Genomic DNA, 26,073 nt, shown 5'->3' with positions numbered 1-26,073 from the left:
TCGGCGATGAGCGAGCACACCGTTTCCGAACTGGAACGCATCAAGGCGAATAGCCGTTTTCTGCGTGGCAGTCTGGTGGAGGGTCTGGCCGATCCGGTCACCGGCGCCATCAGCGAAGACGACAACAAGCTGCTGAAATTCCATGGCAGCTATCAGCAGGACGATCGCGACCTGCGCGAGGAGCGTCGCAAGCAAAAGTTGGAGCCGGCGTATCAATTCATGGTGCGTGCGCGCCTGGCCGGCGGCGTGCTCAGCCCGGCGCAATGGCTGAGCTTCGACCATATCGCGCGCACCTGGGCCAACAACACACTGCGCATCACCACGCGCCAGACCTTTCAGCTGCATGGCGTACTCAAGCGCAATCTCAAGCGCTCGATCGCCGCCATGAACCAGGCCCTGGTCAGCACGATCGCCGCCTGCGGCGATGTCAATCGCAACGTAGTGGCCAGCGCCAATCCGGTGGCCACGCCGGCGCACCGGCTGGCGTATCACTGGGCCGAGCAGCTATCCGAGCACCTCAAGCCCAAGACGCGCGCCTATCACGAGATCTGGCTGGGCGAACAGCGCGTGGCCGGCGGCGAAGAGGAAAGCGAACCGCTCTACGGCCCCACTTACCTCCCGCGCAAATTCAAGATCGGCGTGGCTGTGCCGCCGACCAACGATATCGATGTGTTCGCGCAAGACCTGGGCTTTATCGCCATCATCGAACACGGCCAATTGCTGGGCTTCAATGTATCCGTCGGCGGCGGCATGGGCGCGACGCAAGGCGACGCCAGCACTTACCCGCGCCTGGGCAGCGTGCTCGGCTTCGTGCTGCCCGAGCAGTTGCTGCGCACGGCGGTGGGCGTGATCGAGCTGCAGCGCGATCTCGGCGACCGCAAGGAGCGCAAGCATGCGCGTCTGAAATACACCCTCGATCGCATCGGGCCGCCGGTGTTCAAGGCCGAACTGGAACAGCGGCTCGGCTTTGCCTTGCAGCCCGCGCGCGCCTATCGCTTCGATCACAACGGCGATCGCTACGGCTGGACCGAGGGCGATGACGGCAACTGGCATCTCACTTTGCAGATCGAATCGGGCCGCCTCGCCGACCTGCCCGGCCAGCCGCACTTGAGCGGCATGCGCGCGATTGCGCAGGAACACCAGGGCGATTTTCGCCTGACCTGCAACCAGAATCTGATCATTGCCAACGTGCCGCCTGCACAGCGCGCACGCATCGATGCGCTGGTGACCGAATACAAGCTCGACGGCTATCGCCGCCTCAGCGGCATCCGGCGCCATGCGGTGGCCTGCGTGGCACTGCCCACCTGCGGGCTGGCAATGGCCGAAAGCGAACGCTATCTGCCGCAACTGCTGCCGAAGCTGGAGGCATTGCTCGACCGGCACGGCTTGCGCGACGAGCCGATCCTGTTGCGCCTGTCCGGCTGCCCGAACGGTTGCTCGCGTCCCTACCTCGGCGAAATCGCACTGATCGGCCGCGCGATCGGACGCTACGACTTGCGTCTGGGCGCGGATTTCGCCGGCCAGCGCCTTAATCGCACCGTGCGCGAAAACATCGACGAAGCGCAGATCCTGCACGAACTCGATGCGCTGTTCGCCCGCTATGCCGGCGAGCGCCAGGCACAAGAACGCTTCGGCGATTTCCTGCTGCGCAGCGGCCTGCTGCCGAGCGCGCGCCATGCCGTCGATGTCGAGGTATTGGCATGAGCCTGCCCACTCCCGCCATCGCTGCGCGCGATGCACAGGCGCTGGGCAAGCTCGATGCATGGCTGCTTGGCCTGCGCGCCGAGGAGCGCGTGGACTGGGCCCTGCGCCAGCTACCCGGTGCGCACGTGCTGTCGTCCAGCTTTGGCGCGCAGTCGGCGGTGTCGCTGCACATGCTCAGCCAGCGCCTGCCGGAGATCCCGGTAATCGTGGTGGATACCGGCTATCTGTTTGCCGAGACCTATCGTTTTATCGACGAGCTGGCCGAGCGCCTGTCACTGAAGCTGCATATCGTGCGCCCGGCACTCTCGCCTGCGTGGCTGGAAGCGCGGCATGGCGAGCTGTGGGCGCAGGGCCGCAAAGGGCTCGATCACTACAACCGCCTGGCCAAGGTCGAGCCGATGCAGCACGCGCTGCAGGAACTGGGCGCCGGCACCTGGTTCGCCGGTTTGCGGCGACAGCAGGCGCAAAGCCGCGCCAACGCGCCAGCCGTCGACCATCGCCACGGCCGCTGGAAAGTGCATCCGATCGTCGACTGGACCGACCGCGATATCGGCCTGTATCTGCGCCGCCACGACCTGCCCTATCACCCCTTGTGGGACCAGGGCTACGTATCGATCGGCGATACGCATACCACGCGCCGCTGGGAACCCGGCATGCGCGAAGAGGACACCCGCTTTTTCGGCATCAAGCGCGAATGCGGCCTGCACCTGGACGTGTGACTTATTGCAGCAACCGAACAAACCAATAAAAGCCCCGAGAAGGAAAACCCAATGAATGCTGTTGCCGCCGAGCTTGCCTCGGCCGAACTCGATGCGCTGGTAGCGCCGCATGGCGGCACACTGCGCGAGCTTTATCTGCCACCCGAACAGGCCGAAGCGCTGAAACGGGACAGCGCGGCGCTGCCGCAATGGACGCTCAATCAGCGCCAGTTGTGCGATCTGGAGCTGCTGCTCAATGGCGGCTTCTCGCCACTGCAAGGTTTCCTCGGCCGCGCCGATTACGATCGCGTAGTGCAGGAACTGCGCCTGGCGGATGGCACGCTCTGGCCGATACCGATCACGCTGGATGTCGACGAAGCCTTTGCGGCCAGCCTCTCCGTCGACGCGCGCATCAGCCTCAACGATGTGCAGGGTACGCCGCTGGCGGTGCTCACGGTCGAGGATGTGTATTTTCCCGATCGCATCGCCGAAGCGCGGGCGGTATTCGGCACGACCGATCGCACCCATCCTGGCGTGGCCGAGCTGCTCGATCGCACGCTTCCGGTGTATCTGGGTGGCAGCCTGCAAGGCATCCAGCCGCCGCCGCACTACGACTTCACGCCGTTGCGGCAAAGCCCGCGCCAGCTGCGCGAGTGGTTCGGCCAGCACGGCTGGCAGCGCATCGTGGCATTCCAGACGCGCAATCCGATGCATCGCGCGCATCGTGAGCTGACCTTGCGTGCTGCCGAGCAAGTCGGCGCAAAACTGCTGATCCAGCCTTCGGTAGGACGCACCAAGCCGGGCGATGTGGATCACTACACGCGGGTGCGCTGCTATCGCGCGCTGCTGGAGCACTACCCGAAAAATCACGCCACGCTATCGCTGCTGCCACTGGCGATGCGCATGGGCGGCCCGCGCGAGGCGTTGTGGCACGCGATCATCCGCAAGAACTACGGCGCCAGCCACTTCATCGTCGGACGCGATCACGCCGGCCCCGGCAAGGATGCCGAGGGCAAGCCGTTCTACGACCCGTATGCCGCACAGGAACTACTGGCCCGCCACCAGGAAGAACTCGGCATCCGCATCGTGCCGTTTCCGGCCATGGTCTATGCCGCCAATCGCGATACCTACCTGCCGCAAACGGAAGTAGCGGCGCAGGATGAAGTGCGCGACATCTCCGGCACCGAATTGCGGCGACGGCTGCATCAGGGCGAGGCGATCCCGGAGTGGTTCACCTTCCCGGAGGTGGTGGAGATTTTGCGCGAGCGCCATCCCGTCAACGCCAGCCAGGGCTTTGCACTGTTCTTCACCGGCCTTTCCGGCTCCGGCAAATCCACCCTGGCGCAGGCGATCCTGGCGCGTCTGCTGGAAACCGGCAGCCGGCCGGTGACCATGCTGGATGGCGACGAAGTACGCCGACATCTCTCGAAGGGTCTGGGTTTCTCTCGCGAGGATCGCAACGCCAACATCACCCGCATCGGCTTTGTCGCCAGCGAAGTGGTGCGCCATGGCGGCATCGTGATCTGCGCACCGATCGCACCGTATGCGGAAGCGCGCCAGGAAGCGCGGCAATTGGTGCAGACGCATGGACGCTTTGTGGAAATCCACGTATCCACGCCGCTGGAAGTGTGCGAAGCACGCGATCGCAAGGGACTGTATGCCGCCGCACGCGCCGGCAAGATCAAGGGCTTTACCGGCATCGACGATCCCTATGAAGCACCGGCTGCACCGGAGCTGCGCGTCGATACCAGCACGCTATCCGTGGCAGAGGCCGCGGACCAGGTGATCGCATGGCTGCGCCAGCAGGAGCTGACGTGAACGCAAGCAGCGCGGCCGTTTCAGGCCGCGCGCGTGGCAGCGCGACGCACGCCGCGCTGCTGCAATTCGCCCCACAGCGGCGGCGCGGGCCAGTTCGGCTCGGCGTGACCGGCAACGACACGGCGCAGTTCGGCCTCGTCGATCTGCGGCGCCACCAGGCGCGCAAGTTGCGCCACATAGCTGCGCAATACATGGTCGCGGCGCAACACCAGCCAGCTGGTGCATACCGGCAGCAGGCCGTCGATATCCAGCGTGACCAGCTCGCGCGCATCGGCGGCGCCGATCGCCATTTCGGCCAGGATGCCGACGCCCAGGCCGGCCAGCACATAGGTCTTGATCAGGTCCGCATCCGCCGAGGTGCAGGCGATACGCGGCGACAGACTGGCTGCATTGAAGGCGCGACGCAGCGAGGATTCCGGCTGCAGCGAGGATTCGTAGCTGACCAGCGGATATTCGGCCAGATCCTGGATGCGCAGCGGGCGCCCCAGCTTGGCCAGCGGATGGCCATGCGGCACCACCGCGCGGCGGTACCAGCGGAACAGCGGCACCGCGATGCCGCCTTCGGGCGCATTGCCGCTGGTGCTGACGATGACCAGATCCACTTCGCCGCTTTCGAACAGGCCGATGATGCGGCCCTCGCCCTGCGGCCGGATGTGCACCCCCAGTTCCGGATACTGCTGCTTCAGCTTGGCGATCGCCTCGGGCAGCACAAAGCGGGCCTGGGTATGCGTGGTGGCCAGCGACAGCTCGCCATGAGCTTCTTCGCGCAGATTGGCTGCCAGCGCACGGATGTTGCGCGCCTCGTGCAGGATGCTGCGCGCCCGCTCCAGCACCTGGCTGCCGGCGGGCGTGATGGCGTCCAGGCTCTTGCCGCGACGGGTGAACACCTGGAAACCCAGCTCCCCTTCAAGCTGCTTGAGCTGCTTGCTGATGCCGGACTGGGTGGCGTGGACGTTGTCGGCGGCCAGGGTGATGTTCAGGCCGGCGTCGGCGATGGCGACGATGTAGCGAAGTTGCGTAAGGGTCATGAGATCGGCTCCAGGATGGGTTGCGTGCAGGGCTGCGCATTGCGCTTGGCGCAGCACATACAGCTCACGCACCACCCTGGACGGCGTTTCATCACGATCTCCAGACAATTACCAAACTTGCGGGTCGGTCGACCTTAACACAGCGTTATTTGGACGTCTATACATCTATCAGTCCCTCAATTTCGGCACTCCGGCTATGCCGCAGGGCCATATCCTCCGGCGCTGCCGCCATTTCCGAAGGATCCTTCGCGGCGCTAGCTTGGACGTCCATTCCTTCCTTTAGCGGACGCCGGCATGCAGCTGTATCCCTTGTTCGCCGACCTTGCCGATCGCCCCGTGCTGGTCGTGGGCGGCGGCGACGTGGCGGCCAGAAAAGCCGCCATGCTGCTGCGTGCCGGCGCCAAGGTCACGGTCGGCGCGCCGGTGCTGGCGCCGGAATTGCGCGAGTTATTGCAGCAGTCGCGTATCAACTATCGCGCCGGCAGCTATCAATCCGACTGGCAGGACGGCATGTGGCTGGTGGTGGCCGCCACCCGTTCGCGCCCACTCAACCGCCGCATCGCGACCGAGGGCCATGCGCGCCAGCGGCTGGTGAACGTGGTGGACGATCCGGCCCTCTCCAGCTTCCAGGTGCCGGCGGTGATCGACCGCTCGCCGCTGCTGGTGGCCATTTCCAGCAGCGGCGTGGCACCGGTATTGGCGCGTCGCCTGCGCGAGCGGATCGAAAGCCTGCTCGATCCGGCACTGGGCTCGCTGCTGCAGCTGGCGCAGCGCTACCGCACACGCATTCGCCAGCGCCATGCGGATCTGGCCGCGCGGCGGCGCTTTTATGACTGGCTGCATGACGGTCCAGTTAATGCGCTGCTGCGTGCCGCGCAGCCGCTGCAGGCGGAACGGCAGTTGGTCGAGGTCTTGTCCAGGCGCGAAGTGCCCGCGCAACAGGGCTCCGTGGTGCTGGTCGGCGCAGGCCCTGGCGACCCGGGCCTGCTGACCTTGCGCGCACTGCGCGCGCTGCATGAGGCCGACGTGATCCTGCACGATGAGCTGGTCAATCCGCAGATCCTGGACCTGGCTCGGCGCGATGCCGTGCAGATAGCCGTCGGCAAGCGCGGCGGCGGCAAACACACACCGCAGTCATCCATCCATGCCTTGCTGCGCGAGCACGCACAAGCCGGCCGGCGAGTGGTGCGCCTGAAAGGCGGCGACCCGTTCGTGTTCGGCCGCGGTGGCGAAGAACTGGTCTTTCTGCGCGAACACGGCATCGCCTGCGAGATCGTGCCGGGCATCACTGCCGCACTCGCCTGCGCCGCCTACAGCGGCGTGCCGCTGACGCATCGCGATCATGCGCAATCAGTGCGACTGGTCACTGCGCATTGCCAGCAATCGCTGGACACCCTGGATTGGGCAGAGCTGGCGCGCGATCGCCAGACTCTGGCCATTTATATGGGCGTCGCCACACTGGACCAGCTCACCCGGCAATTGCTTGCGCATGGACGGGACGCGGAAACGCCGTTCGCCCTGATTGAAAACGGATCCCTGCCCAGCCAGCGCACGCTCACCGGCCCATTGCGCGACTTGCCCGCCCTGGCCATCCGGCACGCGGTACGCGCGCCGGCCCTGCTGATCCTGGGTGAAGTGGCCGGGCTGGCTGCCGCGTCGCACTGGCATGGCGAACTGCTGGGCGGCGATGCTGGCCGGCTGGCGGACGCCGCCTGAGCGAGACGCTGGTTCCCTGTCCCGATTCAGCCCTGCGCCAGCTGGAAGGATTGGACGCAAGTCACTGAGCGGCATTACAAAGCCCCGACAGGGCCTCGGACAACACCCATTTTCTTGCGAAGATTCCGTTAGTTAGCTGCGAAATGGGCTGAACCGGCAGCAACCTTCGAGGGATGCCAGACAACGGATTCATGTCAGCCACGTTACAGTCCACATCCCCTGGCATGACAGGTCGCTGGACTGCATGACCCCTTCCTCGACAACCCTGACGCGCAGCGTCGCCATCCGCATCGCTCTGGTCGGCGCGACGGCCGTGCTGTTCGTGCTGCTGACCGGCCTGCTCGACGGCAACGACGGCGTCTCCACCGCGCAACTGCTGGCCCAGCCGACCTATCCGCTGGCCAACGCGATGCCCGGCGTGCTCACCGCGCTGCTGCTGCTGATGCTTACCCGCCGGCTGGTGCTGTCGTTCGGCCTGGCCTATCTGGCGCAGGGCGTGATGTATGGGGTCAACGCGCTGAAGGTGGCCAACCTGGGCGTGCCGCTACTGCCGGCGGATTTCCGTATGGTGGGACAGCTGCGCAAGGGCGGCATGCACGTGCTGGGCAGTTACCTGCCGCATAGCCCCTGGCCTTACCTGGCGATCATCGGCGGTGTCGCGCTGATCGCAGCGATGTGGCGCTTCGAGCCACCGCTGTTTGCCCGCCGCACCGGCGGCAGGCGCATCGTGGCGGGCAGCGTGCTCGCCATCACCCTCGCCACCCTGCTGGTCGGCGTGCCCGGCTGGGGCAATCTCTACAACGGCCGCAAGCTGTGGCTGGAGCCATGGTCGGCGGCGGCCACTACCAGCCATTCCGGCCTGGTCAGCTCGCTGATGATGTTTCATCTGCAGGATCGGCGCAGCAACCAGAAGGCCGATCCGAACGCGGTCAGCAATCTGCTGCAATCGACCGGCGATGCGGTGCGCGCGCGCATGCAGACGCCGGCCGGGGATGGCACCGCGCTGCCCGATATCGTGGTGATCCAGAGCGAATCGTTCTTCGATCCGAGCATCTTGCACGGCTATGAGAACGCCAATCTCACACCCAATCTGACGCGCCTTGCCAGCGAAGGCATGAGCGGTCCGCTGCATGTGCCCACCTACGGCGGCGGCACCATCCGCACCGAGTTCGAAGTGCTCACCGGCCTGTCCTTGCGCTATTTCGGCAATATGCAGTTCCCGTATCTGCAGATGCACGACAAAGTGGTGCCGAGCATGGTGCGCGTGCTGCGCGCTCACGGCTATGAAACGGTGGCGATCCACGGCAACGATCCCACTTTCTGGAACCGCAACACGGCTTTCAAGGTGTTGGGTTTCGATCGCTTCGTCTCGCAATCGAGCTTCCCGGCCAATGCAGCGATGGACGGCAAGTACATGGCCGACAGCGCGATGACCGACGAGATCATGTCGCAGCTGAAGGACGCCGGTCCGCCGCAGTTCCTGTTCGCGATCAGCCTGGAAGCGCACGGCCCGTACGACGTACCGCCGAAGGACACAGCGGCACGCGATGCCATTCCGGTACCGGCCGCGGTGAACGCCAAGGACAAGGCGGAAGTGCAGACCTATCTCTATCACATGCAACACGCCGACCAGGAGCTGGGCCGCCTGACCGCCATGCTGGCCAAGCGCAGCCGCCCGACCTTGCTGCTGTTCTACGGCGATCATCTGCCGGGCCTCAACGAAGCGTTCCAATCCACCGGTTTCGTCGACGGCCAGCCGGCATTGAGCCAGGCTGGCACGTGGTTGCTGATCGATCCGCGCAATCCGGGCCATGCGCAGCGCGTGGACATGGCTTCGTGGATGTTGCCGGGCTTGCTGCTGGAACGCGCCGGCATTCATGACGATGCATATTTCGCGCTGACCCAGGTGCTGGCGCCTTCGCTGGCCATGCTCACCCGTGCACCCGGCGCCGCTCCGGTATCGGAGAATGCGCAGCAGAAGCAGTTCGACGGCGACATGGCCAGCGTTGCGGTGCTGCGCATGAAGGGCAAGCTGGACAAGCTGCTGCCGGCGAGCCTGCTACCCGCCAATACGGCGGTGGCGAAGCAGGATGACGCCGATCACGATGCAACGACCTTGTCGGCCATGGGTATGCATCGCTGAGGCGGTGCTAGAGAGCTGGAACGCCGGCCTCACTCTCGCCTCCGCGTCACCCCAGCAAAAGCTGGGGTCCAGTGACTCCACCACATTCGAAAGACGCTGGATCCCGGCTTTCGCTGGGATGACGCGGAGGCGTGGATACGGCTTTTATTTGCCCTGCCTATTTATCGCTGGGCCGCCACGCCTCGAAGCGAATCGGATGCGCAACATCCGCCGACGTCACCTTGCGCGTCCCGGGTTTCAGCGCATCGCCGTTGGGATCGTCATTCATCTCCCAACTTTCGAAAATCTGCTTGTGGAACAACCACGCATGCCGCTGCGCGTCGTAGTGGAAGGTGATGTAGTCGGTCCAGTGCTGACCGCAGGCGACGCCGTTCTGCACGGTGAAATAGCGGTTCTTGATCGCCAGGCCGTTGTCGCCGTCCTCGAACGGATCGCACTGGCCGCCCTGGTCGGCGCGCATCACCACCTGATCGTTGCGCGCCGCGAGCGTGAAGCTGCGATCGGCATTCTGCGTATAAATCAGCAGAGGGCGCGGCGATGGCGTATCGCTGCTGTCGTTGGCGCGGTGGATGACCACCAGATAATCAGTGCGCCCGCTATCGTCGAGCTGGCCGGCGGCATAGCTCAGCACTTCATAGCCCTGCGGCAGCTGGCTGGCGACGGCGGACGGCAGCTCCGCGGCGTGCAGCGGCAGCGACAGCAAGGCCAGCAACAACATCCGTTTCATCGCTCTCTCCACTGCTGATGGCTGTTGCCGCGAAGCCGCACTGTAAGCCATCTGCCGCACGGCGATCACGCAAAAAGAAAACCCCGCTTGCGCGGGGTTTTCTCGTAACAGCTTGCGATGAACGCAGGACTTAGAAGTCCATGCCGCCCATACCGCCCATGCCGCCGCCCGGGGCGCCGCCATGGTTGTGCTCTTCCTTCTTCGGCAGCTCGGCCACCATCGCTTCGGTGGTGATCAGCAGACCGGCCACGGACGAGGCGTACTGCAGGGCCGAACGGGTCACCTTGGTCGGATCCAGGATGCCGAATTCGATCATGTCGCCGAACTCGCCGGTGGCGGCGTTGTAGCCGTAGTTGCCCTTGCCTTCCTTGACCTGGTTGACGATCACGGACGGCTCGTCGCCGGAGTTGAACACGATCTCGCGCAGCGGAGCTTCCAGCGCACGGCGGGTGATGGCGATGCCGTGGTTCTGGTCTTCGTTGTCGCCCTTCAGGCTGTCGATCGCCTTCAGCGTGCGGATCAGCGCCACGCCACCGCCAGGCACCACGCCTTCTTCAACGGCTGCGCGCGTAGCGTGCAGGGCGTCTTCGACGCGGGCCTTCTTTTCCTTCATTTCCACTTCGGTAGCGGCACCGACCTTGATCACGGCCACGCCGCCGGCCAGCTTGGCCACGCGTTCCTGCAGCTTCTCGCGGTCGTAGTCGGAGGAGGTTTCCTCGATCTGCGCCTTGATCTGCTTGATGCGCGACTGGATCTTGTCGGCTTCGCCGGCGCCGTCGATGAGGGTGGTGTTTTCCTTGGTCACCACGATCTTCTTGGCGCGGCCGAGGTCGGCGATGGTCGCCTTCTCCAGCTGCAGGCCCACTTCTTCGGAAATGACCTGGCCATTGGTGAGGATGGCCATGTCTTCCAGCATCGCCTTGCGGCGGTCGCCGAAGCCCGGCGCCTTCACGGCGGCAACCTTGACGATGCCGCGGATGGTGTTGACCACCAGGGTGGCCAGCGCTTCGCCTTCCACTTCCTCGGCAACGATCAGCAGCGGCTTGCCGGCCTTGGCCACGCCTTCGAGGATCGGCAGCATTTCGCGCACGTTGGCGATCTTCTTGTCGTACAGCAGGATGAACGGATCATCCAGCTCGACCTGCTGGCTCTGCTGGTTGTTGATGAAGTACGGCGACAGGTAGCCGCGATCGAACTGCATGCCTTCGACCACGTCGAGTTCGTTTTCGAGACCCGAACCTTCTTCAACCGTGATCACGCCTTCCTTGCCGACCTTCTTCATCGCGGTGGCGATGATGTCGCCCACGGCCACGTCGGAGTTGGCGGAGATGGTACCGACCTGGGCGATGGCCTTGTCGTCGGCGGTGGGCTTGGACAGCTTCTTGAGCTCTTCCACCGCGGCGACCACGGCCTTGTCGATGCCGCGCTTGAGGTCCATCGGGTTCATGCCGGCGGCCACGGCCTTCAGGCCTTCGCGCACAAACGCCTGGGCCAGCACGGTGGCGGTGGTGGTGCCGTCACCGGCGTTGTCGGAAGTCTTGGAAGCGGCTTCCTTGACGATCTGCGCGCCCATGTTCTCGTAGGCGTCGGCCAGTTCGATTTCCTTGGCCACGGACACGCCGTCCTTGGTCACGGTCGGGGCGCCGAAACTCTTCTGGAGCACGACATTGCGGCCCTTCGGGCCGAGGGTCACCTTGACGGCGTTGGCCAGGGTGTTCACGCCCTTGAGGATGCGCGCACGGGCGTCTTCGCCGAAGCGTACTTCTTTAGCTGCCATAATTTTTTTGCCTCAAAAAAATTAAATAAATACGGAAAATCTCGCGAAAAACCTACAGAAGGAGCCGAAGGCGACTGGATGCGAGCTCCTGGCTCCAACACCCGCCGCCGTCGAATCAGCCTTCGATAACAGCCACCACATCGTCTTCCTTCAGGAAGACCAGCTCTTCGCCGTCGATCTTGATGTCCTGGCCCGAGTACTTGCCGAACAGCACCACTTCGCCGACCTTGACCGACATCGGACGGACCTTGCCGTCTTCCAGGATGCGGCCTTCGCCAGCGGCGATGACCTTGCCGCGGGTCTGCTTTTCGGTGGCGCTATCGGGGATCACGATGCCGCCGGCGGAGACACGCTCCTCTTCCAGGCGCTTGACGATGATGCGATCGTGCAGCGGACGCAGTTTGCTCATGGGATGGACTCCAGCTATGGCTTTGGTTTGATGGACAATTTTTGACCCCGGACCGGCCTTGAGGCGGCTAGCTGTTAGCACTCGGCGAGGATGAGTGCCAATTCTAGCCTCCAAAAAAACCCCTGCAACAGGGGCGGACGGGACTGTCAGGGTGAATAGGGGTGGCCGGGCGGGTTTCAAGGGGCCCGGAGACACCAAGAGCCTAAGTCTTTTCCCAGGAGCAGCCTGGCAACGCTGGACGGCCTATCGACATGCGCCCGCGGAACGTCAACGATGGCGCATTGCATGTACAGAAAGGCTTTCGGCAGTGAGTAACGAACGCGCGCTACGCGAGGACATCGTCACCAACGGATTGAAGCTGACCCCGTCCGGGCTCAGCCAGGGCACCTCGGGCAATCTCAGCATCCGCTGCGGCGACGGCTTCCTGATCACCCCCAGCGGCGTGCCCTATGGCGAGATCACTGCTGAGGACGTGGTGCTGGTGGACATGGACGGCCGCTACGAACACCGCCGGCGCCCCTCCAGCGAATGGCGCTTCCATCGCGATATCTATACCGCCCGGCCCGACGTGCATGCCGTGGTGCACGCCCACCCGCCCTACAGCACCGGGCTGGCCATCTGCCGCATGGACATCCCCGCCGTGCATTACATGATCGCGGTCAGCGGCGGCGACTCGATCCGCTGCAGCGACTACTACACCTACGGCACCCAGGCGCTTTCCGATGCGGTGGTACGCGCACTGGAAGGGCGCAGCGCCTGCCTGATGGCCAATCACGGCATGATCGCCACCGGCGCCGACATAGAACAGGCGATGTGGCGCGCAGTGGAAGTGGAAACGCTGGCACGCCAGTACACGCTGGCGCTGCAGGCCGGCAAACCCGTGCTGCTGACCGATGCGGAAGTGGTGCAAGCGCTGGAGAAATTCGGCAACTACGGGCTGATGTCCAAACAGGCCTCGGCATGAGCCAGCCCGAGCGCGTGCTGCTGTGCTATTGCACCTGTCCCGATGCAGCCAGCGCGCAGCGCGTGGCCGAGACCCTGGTCGACGAACGACTGGCCGCCTGCGTCAATCGGCTCGACGGCATCCAGTCCACCTATCGTTGGCAGGACCAGGTCACGACGGACAGCGAAACATTGCTGCTGATCAAGACCAGCGCCGAACGCTTCGATGCACTCAAGCAACGATTGCTGGACCTGCATCCCTACGAACTGCCGGAATTGATCGCCGTGCCGGTGGAACGCGGCCACGAGGCGTATCTGGACTGGGTCCGCAACGCCGGCGAAAACTGATTCCGCTTCGTGCGGCTTGCTCAGGCGACAAGCAAGGCCGCGAGTTGGCGTACTGCTTCATCGATACGCGGCGTATCGAGCAGGCCCAGGCCGAAGGCAAAACCATTCGCGGTTTTCGCTTCCAGCGCATAGCCACCCAAGGCTTCGATATGGATACCGTGTGACGCCGCGCGTGCCGCCAGCGTTGCCGCATCGCACGGCATGCACAGCCGGGCCGCCACATGCAGGCCCGCATCGGCCGGCCATGCTTGCAGGCGCTCACCGGCATGCCGGTGGAGCGCATCGAGCAAGCTGTCGCGCCGCTCGGCGTAGAGCTTGCGCATATGCCGCACGTGGCGCACCAGATGTCCTTCGTCGATGAACGCGGCGAGCGTATCTTGCGTGACCACGTCGCCGTGCCAGTCCGCCTGTTGCCTGGCGTTGATCAGCACCGCGTGCAACCACGGCGGCGCTACCGCATAGCCGATCCGCAGCGCCGGAAACAGGCATTTGGAAAACGTGCCTACGTAGCAGACCGAATCGTTGCGATCCAGCGTCTGCAAGGCATCCAGCGGCCGGCCGCTGTAGCGGAATTCGCTGTCGTAGTCGTCTTCGATCACCAGTGCGCCATGGGTCCGCGCAAACGCCAGCAAAGCCACCCGCCGCCGGGGCGACATCACTACGCCGAGCGGGAACTGGTGCGAGGGCGTCACGTAGATCACTTGCGCATCGGGCGGCAGTTGCTCCACCACCAGTCCTTCCTGATCCACCGGCACCGCGACCACGCGCGCACCCGCCGCAGCAAAGGCCGCGCGCAACGGCGGATAGCCGGGGTCTTCCACCGCCAGCACCGTGCGACCCGGCGTCACCAGCACGCGCGCCAGCAGATCGAAGGCCTGCTGCGCACCGTTGGTGACCACCACGTCGTCCGCCGCGCAGGCCACCGCGCGTGCAAACGAGATATGCCGCGCAATCGCCGCACGCAGCGCGGGACGGCCGGCGGCCAGGTCGTACAGCGGTGCGTGCCTGACCATCTGGCGCAGCGCCCGCGCCGCCAGCCTGCGCCAGGTGTCGTAGGAAAACGGGCGGCTGTCGGGCACGCCCAGGCGAAAATCGAACGCGAAGACCGCCGGCGCTGCCGACACCGGCAGTTGCATAAAGCGGCGCCAATACGGCGCCAGCCGCGCGGTCACATCCGCATCGGCAGCGGGCAGCGGCATGGCGTGGCGGCGCAATGCCAGATCGGCGACGAAATTGCCGGCGCCGCGCCGCGCGGCGATATAGCCCTCGGCCAGCAGCAAGTCGTATGCAGCCACCACCGTATTGCGGGAAACGCCCAGCGCCTCGGACAGCGCACGCGTGGCCGGCAGCCGCGCACCGGCTTTCAGGCGCCCATCCAGGATCGCGCTGCGTAACTGCCCATGCAGTGCCCCGAGCCGCTGGCGCGAGCCGCGCTGCGGAATCTCGAGCGGAAACTCGAACAGATGATCCATGGCGATCACCAGGCACGAAATTGGATCTGTAGATTTCTCCTGATGTGGTGCTTTTGCAAGTCCATGAGTCACCCTACCCTTTGTCTCCAACACCACGACGCCAAGGTCCGCGCCATGATCGAGCTCTACTTCGCCGCCACCCCCAACGGCCTGAAGGCCAAGCTGTTCCTCGAAGAGGCGCAGCTGCCGTACCGGGTGCGGCCGGTAAGCCTGAGCAAGGGCGAGCAGTTCCAGCCGGCGTTCCTGGCCGTTTCGCCCAACAACAAAATCCCCGCCATCGTCGACCACGATCCGGCCGACGGCGGCGCGCCGGTCACCCTGTTCGAATCGGGCGCGATCATGCTGTACCTGGCCGAAAAAACCGGCCGGCTGATTCCTGCCGACCCGCGCGGCCGCGCCGAAGTGCTGCAATGGCTGTTCTGGCAGATGGCCGGCCTGGGACCGATGGCCGGGCAGATTGGCCACTTCAATGTCTACGCGCCGGAAAAAGTGCCGTACGCGATTGAACGCTACACCCGCGAAACCAGCCGCCTGTACGGCGTGCTGAATCAGCGGCTGGCCGATCGCGAATTTATCGCCGGCGCGTTTTCGATCGCAGATATTGCTTGCTATCCGTGGATCGTGCCGCACGAGGCGCATGGCCAGCAGTTGGAGGCGTTTCCGCATCTTCAACGCTGGTTCGAAGCGATGGCAGTGCGGCCGGCGACGCTGCGTACTTATGAAGGTGTCGAAAACGCGTATGCGCCCAAACAGCCCCTGTCGGACGAGGAGCGGCGCGTGTTGTTCGGGCAGCAGGCCTCTTCGCCGAAATAACGGCCTCGCACTGCTGACAGGTTCTGTCACTGCGTCCATCTAGATTGGCGTTATCGCCCGAGAGTCCACGGCCATGAAGAAATCCGACCTGCTCGTACTGCTGGCACTGGGCGCCCTGTGGGGCGCATCGTTCCTGTTCATGCGCATGGGCGCCAATCAGTTCGGCGGCATGGCGCTGGCCGGCATGCGCGCGATCGGCGCGGCGATCTGCTCGATTCCGTTGCTGGCCTCGCGCCAGCGGCTGGCCGAGCTGCGTGCAAACTGGTGGCCGGTCACGCTGATCGGGCTGAGCAATTCGGCGCTGCCGTTCGTACTGTTCTCGTATGCCGCCACCAGTCTGCCGTCGGGCCTGTCCGCCATTTTCGATGCGATCGCACCGCTGCTGGTGGCCGCTTCCGGCTGGCTGTGGCTGGGCGAGAAGCTCAATCTTTCGCGAGCCAGCGGATTGCTGATCGGCCTGCTCGGCGTGGTGTGGCTGATCGGCGGCAGCATCGGCTTCGGGCACGGCGGCGCGGGCACCGGCTGGGCGATGGCGGCCTGCGTGGGCGCCAATCTCTGCTACACCTTCGGCGCGCATTACAGCCAACGCCACCTGCGCCGGGTAACGCCGCTGACGGTGGCGATCGGCAGCCAGTTCGCCGCGGCGATCATGCTGCTGCCTTTCACGCTCTGGCTGTGGCCTGCGAAGACCCCGGATGCACAGGCATGGCTCGCCATGCTCGGCCTCGCCGCCGGCTGCACCTCGCTCGCCTACGTGCTGTTCTACCGGCTGATGGCGCATGCCGGATCGGGGCCGGCGATGGCGGTGCTGTACCTGATCCCGGTCTTCGGCGTGCTATGGGGTGCGCTGTTCCTGGGCGAGACGGTGACCCTGGCGATGGCCGGCGGCTGCAGTGTGATCTTGCTGGGGGTGGCGCTGACCACCGGCATGCTCAGGCTGCGGGGTGTAACCAAGCTACGGGGTGCGACCGAAGAGGCATAAGGCTGGGCCATAATTCCCCCTTATGCGCGCCTCGGCGCGACCCCAAATGCTGGAGCTGGAATGCGTTCGCTTCGTTACGGCGGCATCGTCGCCACTTTGTTGCTATGGCTCGGCCTGCTGTCAGGCGTATCGACGGCATCGGCCCAGGACACCGCCCAGCTGTTGCCGGTCACCGAGGCCTACAAGCTCACTGCCGACAGCAGCACGCCCGGCGTGATCAAGCTGCACTGGGATATCGCGCAGGACTACTACCTCTATCGCGGCCGCATGAACTTCAAGGGCGGCGACGGCGTCACCCTGGGCACTGCGCAGTTGCCCGATGGAGAGAAGCACGACGATCCCTACCTGGGCCCGGTCGAGACCTATCACCACAGCGTGGATGCCAGCATTCCGTACACGGTTGCGCCCGGCACCGGCAAGCTGACGCTGAGCGTGCGCTACCAGGGCTGCCACGAAACCGAACCGAAGATCTGCTATCCGCCGCATACCGAACAGCTCGAGCTGCCGCTGCCGGCCGGCGCCGCCGGCAACAAGCTGAGCAACCTGCTCGGCGCGCGGCCGCAGTCGCTGGGTGCCGGCGATGGTTCGCCGCTGCCGGCCGAGCAGGCATTCCAGTTCACCGCCATTGCGCAGGATGCGCAGCACCTGCTGCTGCGCTGGACCATGCCCAAGGGCTATTACCTGTACCGCGACCAGACCACGCTGGCCGCGAAAGACGCGCCGCAGCTGTCGCTCACCCCGGCGTGGCCGGCCGGTGTCGCGCACCAGGATGCGCACTTCGGCAACACCACCGTGTACTTCAACGAGGTGGATGTGCCGGTCACCGTGCACGGCGATGTCAGCGGACTGAAAACGCTCGCGCTTACCGCCAGTTTCCAGGGCTGCCAGGACGGCGGCCTGTGCTATCCGCTGATGACGCGCCAGGCCAACATCGACCTGGTCAACGGCGGCACTGCCGCCAGCGTGGCCGCACAGGGCCCCGCACCGGAAATGCCGCCGGCCGACGCACAAGGCGGCACGGGCAGTGTCAGCCTCTGGTATGCGCTGCTGCTCGCCTTTGGCGGCGGCCTGGTGCTGAACCTGATGCCGTGCGTGCTGCCGGTGCTATCGATCAAGGCGATCGGCTTGCTGGAAAGCGGCGAAAGCGTGGCGCGCCGGCGCAGTCATGCATTGATGTACACCGCTGGTGTGCTGATCAGCTTCGTCGCGCTCGGCCTGCTCGTGATCGGCCTGAAGAGCGCCTGGGGCGCGCATCTGCAGAATCCGCTGGTGGTGGCGGTGCTGGCGCTGGTGATGCTGGCGGTGGCGCTGTCGATGTCGGGCGTCGTGCAATTCGGTGCTTCGCTGGGCAATACCGGCAGCACTCTGGCCAGTCGCTCCGGCGCGGCCGGCGATTTCTTCACCGGCGTGCTCGCCGTGGTGGTGGCCAGTCCGTGTACCGCGCCGTTCATGGGCACCGCACTGGCGTATGCCTTCGTGGCGCCGACCTTGAGCGCGCTGCTGGTCTTCGTGGCCCTGGGCCTGGGGTTGGCGCTGCCGTTTCTGGCCGTGGGTTTCGTGCCTGCGGTATCGCGCCTGCTACCGCGGCCGGGCCGCTGGATGGAAACGCTGAAAGAGGTACTGGCCTTTCCCATGTACCTCACCGCGGTGTGGCTGGCCTGGGTGCTGGCGCATCAGCGCGGTGCCGACGCGGTCGGTTTGCTGTTGGTGGCCGCGGTGCTGCTGGCCATGACCTTGTGGTGGTTCGAGCGCAGCCGCGCCCGCGGCGCCCTCAGCAGCGTGCTGGTCGTGGTGCTGGCCGCCGCCACCGTGGTGCCGCTGTACACCCTGGCCAAGTTGCCGGCTGCCACTCCACAGGCCAGCGCAAGCAGTGACGGCACCGTCGCCTATTCGCCGGACAAGCTCGCCGAACTGCGCAAAGCCGGCACACCGGTGTTCGTGGATATGACCGCCGACTGGTGCGTGACCTGCAAGGCCAATGAACATGCGGTGCTGGACGGCGAGGCCTTCCAGGCCCTGCTCAAGCGCACCGGCGCGGTCTATATGAAAGGCGACTGGACCGACGTAAACCCCACCATCACCGCCTTCCTGCAGCAATACCACTCGCCCGGCGTACCGCTGTACGTGGTGTTTCCGCGCGACGGCGGCCCCGGCAAGCAACTGCCGACGGTGCTGACCGCATCACTGGTGGAAACGGCGCTGACCGAGGCGGCGAAGTAAGCCGCATGCTGAGCCGCGGCAACCTGCTGATCCTGCTGCTGGCCCTGCTGGCCGCCGTGGCCGGCGGCTGGCTGCAGCATCGCAGCCGGCTAGCGCAGGTGCCTGATGGGGTTCATGTCGCGAACGTCGGCGATCTTCGTCCAGACCTGGCCCTTCTCGATCTCCACGGCAAGGAACATCGCCTGTCCGAGTTCCGCGGCCAGCGCGTGCTGATCAATTTCTGGGCAAGCTGGTGCGTCCCCTGCCTGGCCGAAATGCCGGCGCTGGATGCGGCACAGCGCAAGTTCGGCGATCAGGGGGCGATCGTGCTGGGTATTGCGATGGACGATCCCTCCCGCGTACAGGCCTTCCTCGCCGCCCATCCCGTGGCCTACCCGGTGCTGCTGGGCGAGCTGGACAGCCCCAGCACCTCGCTGCGCCTGGGCGATACCGAGGAAGTATTGCCCTTCAGCGTGCTGCTGGATGGGCAGGGCCGGGTGATCGCCAGCCACCGCGGCGCGCTCGATGCCGCTCAACTGGCCCGCTGGCTGTCCCCGGCAACCGCGCCCTGACGCGGTTTCCACCGCACATACGTTCCCGCACGGTTCAGCCCGCACTTCTCCGGCAAACATCGCCGAACTACGTCGAACTAGACAACATCCACGGCAGCGCGCACACTGCGCGCATTCCGAGGCGCCTGGGGCTGCCTGGAGCTCATATGGCAAAGCTGCTGGTCCTGCACGGACCCAATCTCAACCTGCTTGGCGTGCGCGAACCGGACATCTATGGCCGGGAAACGCTGGCCGATATCAACAACCAGTTGGCCCAGCGCGCACAAGCCGCCGGCCATGACCTGGCCTGGTATCAGTCCAATGCCGAGCACGAGCTGATCGGCCGCATCCATCAGGCCCGCGACGAACAGGTCGCCTGCATCGTGATCAATCCCGGCGCCTTCACCCACACCAGCATCGCCCTGCGCGATGCCCTGGCGGCGGTGGCCATTCCGTTTATCGAAGTGCACATGAGCAATGTGCACGCCCGCGAGCCGTTCCGGCGCCACTCCTATCTGTCCGATCTCGCCATGGGCGTGATCTGCGGCTTCGGCAGCCACAGCTACCGGCTGGGCCTGGACGCGGCGCTGGCCAAACTTGAACCGACGCCAGCCGGCTAGTTCGCGCTACCCCTTATCTTTCACTTTCCGGCCGCCAAGCTGTGGCCAAGACCCTAAGAAGGCAACACTTATGGATCTGCGCAAGATCAAAAAACTGATCGACCTGCTCGAGGAATCCAACCTCGCCGAACTGGAGATCAAGGAAGGCGAAGAAGTCGTGCGCCTGTCGCGCGTACCCAAGGGCAGCGTCGTTGCCGCCGCACCGGCCGCCGTGCACATGCCGGCCCCGGTGGCCGCAGCACCGGTTGCCGCTCCCGCCGCGGCGCCGGCCGAAGCCGCCAGCAACCTGCCGGCCGGGCACGTGGTGAAAGCGCCGATGGTCGGCACCTTCTACGCCTCGGCCACCCCGGGCGCGGCCGCCTTCGTGAAGGTCGGCCAGCAGGTCAAGGCCGGCGAAACCCTGGGCATCATCGAAGCGATGAAGATGTTCAACCAGATCGAGGCCGACGTGAGCGGCACCGTGCAGGCCATCCTGATCGATAACGGCCAGCCCGTGGAATTCGATCAGCCGATGTTCGTAATCGCCTGAGCGGCCCGCGAGATATGCAAAAGCTCGAAAAAGTCGTTATCGCCAACCGCGGCGAAATCGCGCTGCGCGTGCTGCGCGCCTGCCACAGTCTTGGCATCAAGACGGTGGCCGTGCATTCCACCGCCGATCGCAACCTCAAGCATGTGGGGCTGGCCGACGAAGCGATCTGCATCGGCCCCGCACCGTCGACCGACAGCTACCTCAATATTCCGCGCATCATCGCCGCGGCCGAAATCACCGACGCCAACGCGATCCATCCGGGCTACGGATTCCTGTCCGAACGCGCGGACTTCGCCGAGCAGGTGGAACAGTCCGGCTTCATCTTTATCGGCCCTACGGCGGATGTGATCCGCCTGATGGGCGACAAGGTCGAAGCGATCCGCGCAATGAAAGCAGCCGGTGTTCCCTGCGTGCCCGGTTCGGGCGGCCCGCTCGGCGACAATGTCGAAGACAACATGCGCATTGCGCGCGAAATCGGCTATCCCGTGATCATCAAGGCCGCTGGCGGCGGCGGTGGCCGCGGCATGCGCGTGGTGCGCACCGAGGCGCATCTGGGCAACGCCGTCACCATGACCAAGCAGGAGGCCAAGGCGGCCTTCGGCAACGATCAGGTGTACATGGAGAAGTTCCTGGAGAATCCGCGCCACGTGGAAATCCAGGTGCTGGCCGATGGCCAGGGCAACGCCATCCACCTGGGCGAGCGCGATTGCTCGATGCAGCGTCGCCACCAGAAAGTGGTGGAAGAAGCGCCTGCCCCCGGCATCACGCCGGAACAGCGCGCGCAGATCGGCAAGGTGTGCGTGGATGCATGCCTGCGCATCGGCTATCGCGGCGCCGGCACTTTCGAATTCCTGTTCGAGAACGGTCGCTTCTACTTCATCGAAATGAACACGCGTATCCAGGTGGAGCATCCGGTCACCGAGCTGATCACCGGCGTGGACCTGGTGCGCGAGCAATTGCTGATCGCCGCCGGCGAAAAGCTTTCGATCAAGCAGGAAGACATCAAGATCCAGGGCCATGCAATCGAATGCCGCATCAACGCGGAGGATCCCGACACCTTCATGCCTTCGCCGGGTACGGTGAAGCGCTTCGAAGCCCCGGGCGGCCCCGGTGTGCGCGTGGATACGCATCTGTACGACGGCTACAAGATCCCGCCGAACTACGACTCGATGATCGGCAAGTTGATCGTGCACGGCCCGGATCGCGAAACGGCGATCGCGCGCATGCGCCTGGCACTGGCCGAAACGGTGATCGAAGGCGTGAAATGCAATATTCCGCTGCAACAGCGCATCATGTCCGACGTGGGATTCCAGCAGGGTGGACAGAACATCCACTACCTGGAAAAGCGCATGGCGGAGCATAAAGAGCATCCGCATAGCGGGCACTGAGTTCCTCGGCATCGGCGCGATGCCGAGCATGACCCCCACCTTCATTCCGGCAAAGGCCGCGATGACGGTGGGGTGTTAGTGAAGATCATCGCAAGATTCACCCATCGCCCTACCCTCCGACCGCCGCGGCGAGGGAAAATCGTCGTCTCACGCCATTCCACGGAACGCCGATGCCCTGGCTCGAACTCTCCCTGACCGTCCGCGCCGAACAACAGCCTCGCGTGGAAGAGGCGCTGGACGACCTCGGCGCGCTGTCGATCACGCTGCAGGACGCCGACGCGGAAACGCCCGACGAACAGGCCATCTTCGAACCTGGCGTAGGCGAGCTGCCGCTGTGGCCGACCATTACCTTGAACGCGCTGTTCGAGGCCGATACCGATCGTCGCGGCCTCGCCCAGGCACTGGGTGAACTGCTGCCATGGCTGGAGCCGGAACAACTGCTGTTCCGCGACGTCGCCGACGAGGACTGGGAACGCGCCTGGATGGACCAGTTCAAGCCGATGCCGTTCGGCCGGCGGCTATGGATCTATCCATGGAATATCGAGCCACCGCAGGACGACAGCGTCATCGTGCGGCTTGATCCGGGCCTGGCGTTCGGCAGCGGCACCCACCCCACCACCGCCCTGTGCCTGGAATGGCTGGACAGCCTCGCGCTCGGCGGCAAGCGCGTGATCGACTACGGCTGCGGCTCGGGCATCCTCGCCATCGCCGCGCTGAAGCTGGGCGCCGCCGCAGCAGTCGGCGTGGACAACGACCCGCAAGCCCTTACGGCCTCGCGAGACAACGCCGAGCGCAACGACGTGGCCGAGCGCCTGGCACTGTTCCTGCCGGAAGACTTCGCTGGCGAACCGGCCGACGTGTTCGTCGCCAACATCCTTGCCGGCCCGCTGGGCGAACTGGCGCCCACCTTTGCCGCAGCCGCCAGGCCGGGCGCACCGTTTGCGATCTCCGGTATCCTGCAAGGCCAACAGGATGAACTGGTGGCACGCTATGGCGAGTGGTTCGATGCACTGCGCGTGGATACACGCGAAGACTGGGTGCGCATCAGCGGCCTGCGTCGCCAGCACTGAGCTGCCCTCCCATCCGCAATCGCACTAGCGCCCTTTTCAAGCATGTACTCGCAATGCCCTGAATGCCTGTCGGTGTTTTCTGTGGATGCGCGCACCATTGCGCAGGCACACGGCTTCGTCATGTGCGGGCATTGCGGCGCGGGCTTCGATTGCATTGCCACGCTGGCGGAACAACTGCCGCCGGAGCCGTTCGACGAATTGCCTTCGCATGAACCGGGCATCGAGCCGCCGCGGGTCGAACTGGTGGTCTACCGGCCGCAGCCGGCCGCAGCGGAACCGCAGCCGGAGTCGCCGCCGCTATCGGTAGAAGACGAGTTCGCCAACCTGATCGTCACGCCGCGCTTTGCACGCGACCGTCACGCCGACAAGCCGCGGCGCTGGCCGTGGATACTGATTACCGTGGCGCTGCTGCTTGGCCTTACCGCGCAGCTTGCATGGGCCTTGCGCGATACGCTGATCACCGATCCGGATACCGGCGCGCTGCTGCGCCAGGCTTGCGCCACCCTGCAATGCACGCTGCCGCCGGTACGCGACGTGGCCAAGCTGCGCCTGCTGGCACGCGACGTGCAAACACATCCAACCGTTCCCGGCGCGTTGCTGATCAGCGCGACCATGCGCAACGACGCGGCCTTTACCCAGCCCTGGCCGGTGGTAACCATCCGCTTGTCCGACGGCAACGGCAAGGTCATCGCCATGCGCCGCTTGAATCCTTATGAGTATCTGGACGATGCCGACACATTGCATCGCGGCCTGGCTGCAGGAGCCAGTACTGCCCTGGTCTTTGAAGTGGAAGATCCCGGTCATCAGGCAGTTGCCTTTGACCTCGGTTTCGAATAGAGCCATGGCTTAGCTGCAACCTTATCGCAGGTAGGCTTCGTTAGTACCTGTTCGGCATAGGCTTCTGTTTTTCTTGTCGGAAGCCTCTTAATTTTGTCGCCGGTCGCGAGTACACTCGATCCCTCGCGCAAAAGAAAGAGCGCAAACTGCCTACCCGCCGCGAAAGCGGTAACTGCCATAAACATGGCGACGGCCCATGCAGCCGTTGCGAAAGTACGTGAGGGGAAATGTCCTTGAACGCCGTCAGACTGCCTGCCAACGAGGCTGTTCGCGAGACCTCGTCGCAGAGCGCACTGAGCGAATGTGTCAGCCGTACCGTGCGCCGCTATCTGGCGGACATCGGTGACACTGCGTGCGACGAAGGTTTGCATGCACTGGTCATTCGCGAAGTCGAAGGTCCGTTGCTGCGCGAAGTCCTGGCATTCCACGATGGCAACCAGAGCCGCGCCGCCGCCGTGCTCGGCATCAACCGCGCCACCCTGCGCAAGAAGCTGGCCGCACACGGCCTGCTCTGAAGCGCTGCGCGCTTCCTCCGTTTAGCCGTCCAAACCGCATGAAGTGATGCACCCGGCCAGAGCGGCCCGGGCGCGTTATAATGCGCGGCTCTACAGCCCTGGAAGCCGCCATGTCCGCACCTGCCGTCACCCCTGTCCGCCGCGCCCTGATCAGCGTATCGGACAAAACCGGGCTGATTGAACTGGGGCAGCGCCTGGCCGCGGCAAAGGTGGAACTGCTCTCCACCGGCGGCAGCGCCAAGGCCCTGCGCGATGCCGGCGTGGCGGTAACGGACGTCAGCGATCTCACCGGCTTTCCGGAAATCATGGATGGCCGCGTCAAGACCCTGCACCCCAAGGTGCATGGCGGCCTGCTGGGGCGCCGCGGCACGGACGACAAGGTCATGGTCGAACTGGAGATTGCGCCGATCGATCTGCTGGTGCTGAACCTCTATCCGTTCGAAGCCACCGTGGCCAAGCCCGACTGCACGCTGGAGCAGGCGATCGAGAACATCGATATCGGCGGCCCCGCGATGCTGCGCTCGGCGGCCAAGAACTGGAACGATGTCGGCGTGCTTACCTCGCCCGATCAATACGACGCCGCCCTGGCCGAGCTCGAGCAGCATGGCGGCCTCAGCCGCGCCACGCGTTTCAAGCTTGCCGTGGCGGCCTTCAATCGCGTGTCGAACTATGACGGCGCGATCAGCGATTACCTGTCCGGCCTGCAACTCAATGAAACGCAGGATGCCATTGCCGGCCATGAAGCCTTCGCCGGCCAGGCCAACGGCCGCTTCGTCAAGCTGATGGATCTGCGCTACGGCGAAAACCCGCATCAGCAGGCTGCTTTCTATCGCGACCTGTATCCCGCACCCGGCACGCTGGCTACGTTCCGCCAGCTGCAAGGCAAGGAACTGTCGTTCAACAACATCGCCGATTCCGACGCCGCGTGGGAATGCGTACGCAGCTTCAGCAAGCCGGCCTGCGTGATCGTCAAGCACGCCAATCCCTGCGGCGTGGCGGTAAGCCTGGACGGCATCGGCCGTGCCTATGATCTGGCCTACCAGACCGACCCCACCTCGGCCTTCGGCGGCATCATTGCGTTCAATCGCGAGGTCGACGGTGCCACCGCCCGCGCCATCGTCGAACGCCAGTTCGTGGAAGTGGTGCTGGCACCGGGTTACGCAGACGATGCACTGAAGGCTTTCGCCAAGAAAACCAACGTGCGCGTGCTGGAAATTCCGCCGCCCGCCGGCGGCGATCTTGCGGCCGCCCATCCCGGCAACGACTGCCGACGCGTCGGCTCGGGCCTGCTGATCCAGACCGCCGACCGCGGCATGGTGACTGCCGACGATCTTAAGATCGTCACCCGCCGCGCGCCGACCGAGGCGGAAATCAACGACCTGATCTTCGCCTGGAAAGTGGCCAAGTACGTCAAGAGCAACGCCATCGTCTACGCGCGCGATCGCCAGACCATCGGCATCGGCGCCGGCCAGATGAGCCGCGTGTACAGCGCGCGCATCGCCGGCATCAAGGCCGCGGACGAGAAGCTGGAAGTGCGCGGTTCGGTGATGGCATCCGATGCCTTCTTCCCGTTCCGCGACGGGATCGATGCCGCGGCGGCGGCCGGTATCCGTGCGGTGATCCAGCCGGGCGGTTCGATGCGCGATGCCGAGGTGATTGCGGCGGCCGACGAGCACGATATGGCGATGGTGTTTACCGGGATGCGCCATTTCCGCCACTGAGGCGGAATCTGTCCGCAATTCGCAGTTCGTAGGTTGGGTTAGCGCAGCGTAACCCAACGGATATAC

The 26,073-nt window shown here is 65.0% G+C and carries 23 protein-coding genes; 18 read left to right on the top strand and 5 right to left on the bottom strand.

Going from position 1 to position 26,073, the window contains the following annotated elements; translation table 11 throughout:
• Nucleotides 1-6: 6 nt before the first annotated feature.
• From cysI to IGX34_RS08135, 3 genes are read left to right on the top strand one after another with little or no spacing between them, the layout of a single operon-like run.
• The gene (gene cysI / locus IGX34_RS08145) at nucleotides 7-1,704 is read left to right on the top strand and encodes an assimilatory sulfite reductase (NADPH) hemoprotein subunit (RefSeq protein ID WP_192555208.1); all 1,698 of its coding nucleotides are present in this window, start codon (nucleotides 7-9) and stop codon (nucleotides 1,702-1,704) included.
• Nucleotides 1,701-2,423, top strand: a complete 723-nt coding sequence (locus IGX34_RS08140) for a phosphoadenylyl-sulfate reductase (protein ID WP_192555207.1) — start codon at nucleotides 1,701-1,703, stop codon at nucleotides 2,421-2,423. Before cysI ends, IGX34_RS08140 begins: the two co-directional genes overlap by 4 nt.
• A gap of 51 nt (nucleotides 2,424-2,474) precedes the next feature.
• Nucleotides 2,475-4,220 (top strand): bifunctional sulfate adenylyltransferase/adenylylsulfate kinase, encoded by a 1,746-nt coding sequence (locus tag IGX34_RS08135; protein ID WP_192555206.1) that lies wholly within the window; start codon nucleotides 2,475-2,477, stop codon nucleotides 4,218-4,220.
• Nucleotides 4,221-4,240: 20 nt separating this feature from the next.
• On the opposite strand, the gene IGX34_RS08130 is transcribed toward IGX34_RS08135, so the two are convergent.
• Nucleotides 4,241-5,248 carry a LysR substrate-binding domain-containing protein gene (locus IGX34_RS08130; RefSeq protein ID WP_192555205.1) on the bottom strand — a complete coding sequence of 336 codons (1,008 nt, stop codon included), beginning with the start codon at nucleotides 5,246-5,248 and terminating at the stop codon, nucleotides 4,241-4,243.
• Between the two features lie 294 nt (nucleotides 5,249-5,542).
• Here IGX34_RS08130 and cysG point away from each other — a divergent pair, with 294 nt between their 5' ends.
• Entirely contained in the window at nucleotides 5,543-6,964 is a 1,422-nt protein-coding gene (gene cysG / locus IGX34_RS08125) for a siroheme synthase CysG (protein WP_192555204.1), read from the top strand.
• A gap of 244 nt (nucleotides 6,965-7,208) precedes the next feature.
• Nucleotides 7,209-9,107: an LTA synthase family protein gene (locus IGX34_RS08120; RefSeq protein ID WP_192555203.1), complete on the top strand. Its 1,899-nt coding sequence runs from the start codon at nucleotides 7,209-7,211 to the stop codon at nucleotides 9,105-9,107.
• Between the two features lie 157 nt (nucleotides 9,108-9,264).
• Here the strand turns inward: IGX34_RS08120 and IGX34_RS08115 are convergent, their stop codons facing one another.
• From IGX34_RS08115 to IGX34_RS08105, 3 genes are all read right to left on the bottom strand, one after another.
• Entirely contained in the window at nucleotides 9,265-9,834 is a 570-nt protein-coding gene (locus tag IGX34_RS08115; RefSeq protein ID WP_192555202.1) for a hypothetical protein, read from the bottom strand.
• A gap of 130 nt (nucleotides 9,835-9,964) precedes the next feature.
• Nucleotides 9,965-11,611, bottom strand: coding sequence for a chaperonin GroEL (groL, locus tag IGX34_RS08110; protein ID WP_192555201.1), 1,647 nt, complete (start codon nucleotides 11,609-11,611; stop codon nucleotides 9,965-9,967).
• A gap of 115 nt (nucleotides 11,612-11,726) precedes the next feature.
• Nucleotides 11,727-12,020, bottom strand: coding sequence for a co-chaperone GroES (locus tag IGX34_RS08105; RefSeq protein ID WP_192555200.1), 294 nt, complete (start codon nucleotides 12,018-12,020; stop codon nucleotides 11,727-11,729).
• A gap of 307 nt (nucleotides 12,021-12,327) precedes the next feature.
• Here IGX34_RS08105 and IGX34_RS08100 point away from each other — a divergent pair, with 307 nt between their 5' ends.
• On the top strand, nucleotides 12,328-12,984 hold the full coding sequence (locus tag IGX34_RS08100) for a class II aldolase/adducin family protein (RefSeq protein WP_192555199.1): 657 nt from the start codon (nucleotides 12,328-12,330) through the stop codon (nucleotides 12,982-12,984).
• Nucleotides 12,981-13,310: a divalent-cation tolerance protein CutA gene (gene cutA / locus IGX34_RS08095; RefSeq protein ID WP_192555198.1), complete on the top strand. Its 330-nt coding sequence runs from the start codon at nucleotides 12,981-12,983 to the stop codon at nucleotides 13,308-13,310. Before IGX34_RS08100 ends, cutA begins: the two co-directional genes overlap by 4 nt.
• 20 nt (nucleotides 13,311-13,330) lie before the next feature.
• Here the strand turns inward: cutA and pdxR are convergent, their stop codons facing one another.
• Complete coding sequence (pdxR, locus tag IGX34_RS08090; RefSeq protein WP_192555197.1) at nucleotides 13,331-14,782, bottom strand: MocR-like pyridoxine biosynthesis transcription factor PdxR; 1,452 nt, start codon at nucleotides 14,780-14,782, stop codon at nucleotides 13,331-13,333.
• A gap of 114 nt (nucleotides 14,783-14,896) precedes the next feature.
• On the opposite strand from pdxR, the gene IGX34_RS08085 reads away from it, so the two are divergent.
• The 11 genes from IGX34_RS08085 (at nucleotide 14,897) to purH (ending at nucleotide 26,007) form a co-directional block, all read left to right on the top strand.
• Nucleotides 14,897-15,595 carry a glutathione S-transferase N-terminal domain-containing protein gene (locus IGX34_RS08085; protein ID WP_192555196.1) on the top strand — a complete coding sequence of 233 codons (699 nt, stop codon included), beginning with the start codon at nucleotides 14,897-14,899 and terminating at the stop codon, nucleotides 15,593-15,595.
• Between the two features lie 73 nt (nucleotides 15,596-15,668).
• A complete protein-coding gene (locus IGX34_RS08080) occupies nucleotides 15,669-16,577 on the top strand; it encodes a DMT family transporter (protein WP_192555195.1) in 909 nt (302 codons plus the stop codon).
• Nucleotides 16,578-16,637: 60 nt separating this feature from the next.
• Complete coding sequence (locus tag IGX34_RS08075) at nucleotides 16,638-18,797, top strand: protein-disulfide reductase DsbD family protein (RefSeq protein WP_192555194.1); 2,160 nt, start codon at nucleotides 16,638-16,640, stop codon at nucleotides 18,795-18,797.
• Nucleotides 18,798-18,802: 5 nt separating this feature from the next.
• A complete protein-coding gene (locus IGX34_RS08070) occupies nucleotides 18,803-19,348 on the top strand; it encodes a TlpA disulfide reductase family protein (protein ID WP_192555193.1) in 546 nt (181 codons plus the stop codon).
• 146 nt (nucleotides 19,349-19,494) lie between these two features.
• Entirely contained in the window at nucleotides 19,495-19,947 is a 453-nt protein-coding gene (gene aroQ, locus IGX34_RS08065; RefSeq protein WP_192555192.1) for a type II 3-dehydroquinate dehydratase, read from the top strand.
• A 70-nt stretch (nucleotides 19,948-20,017) separates the two neighbouring features.
• Entirely contained in the window at nucleotides 20,018-20,476 is a 459-nt protein-coding gene (gene accB / locus IGX34_RS08060; protein WP_192555191.1) for an acetyl-CoA carboxylase biotin carboxyl carrier protein, read from the top strand.
• 14 nt (nucleotides 20,477-20,490) lie between these two features.
• Nucleotides 20,491-21,864, top strand: a complete 1,374-nt coding sequence (gene accC / locus IGX34_RS08055) for an acetyl-CoA carboxylase biotin carboxylase subunit (protein ID WP_192555190.1) — start codon at nucleotides 20,491-20,493, stop codon at nucleotides 21,862-21,864.
• A 170-nt stretch (nucleotides 21,865-22,034) separates the two neighbouring features.
• Nucleotides 22,035-22,934 carry a 50S ribosomal protein L11 methyltransferase gene (gene prmA, locus IGX34_RS08050; protein ID WP_192555189.1) on the top strand — a complete coding sequence of 300 codons (900 nt, stop codon included), beginning with the start codon at nucleotides 22,035-22,037 and terminating at the stop codon, nucleotides 22,932-22,934.
• Between the two features lie 42 nt (nucleotides 22,935-22,976).
• Nucleotides 22,977-23,771: a zinc-ribbon and DUF3426 domain-containing protein gene (locus IGX34_RS08045; protein ID WP_192555188.1), complete on the top strand. Its 795-nt coding sequence runs from the start codon at nucleotides 22,977-22,979 to the stop codon at nucleotides 23,769-23,771.
• 227 nt (nucleotides 23,772-23,998) lie between these two features.
• Nucleotides 23,999-24,286: a helix-turn-helix domain-containing protein gene (locus IGX34_RS08040; RefSeq protein ID WP_192555187.1), complete on the top strand. Its 288-nt coding sequence runs from the start codon at nucleotides 23,999-24,001 to the stop codon at nucleotides 24,284-24,286.
• A 110-nt stretch (nucleotides 24,287-24,396) separates the two neighbouring features.
• On the top strand, nucleotides 24,397-26,007 hold the full coding sequence (purH, locus tag IGX34_RS08035) for a bifunctional phosphoribosylaminoimidazolecarboxamide formyltransferase/IMP cyclohydrolase (protein ID WP_192555186.1): 1,611 nt from the start codon (nucleotides 24,397-24,399) through the stop codon (nucleotides 26,005-26,007).
• The last annotated feature ends 66 nt before the right edge of the window (nucleotides 26,008-26,073 follow it).

Origin of the sequence: Dyella acidiphila (assembly GCF_014863405.1) — a bacterium.
GTDB lineage: Bacteria > Pseudomonadota > Gammaproteobacteria > Xanthomonadales > Rhodanobacteraceae > Dyella_B > Dyella_B acidiphila.
This window is presented reverse-complemented; position numbering and strand designations above follow the sequence as displayed.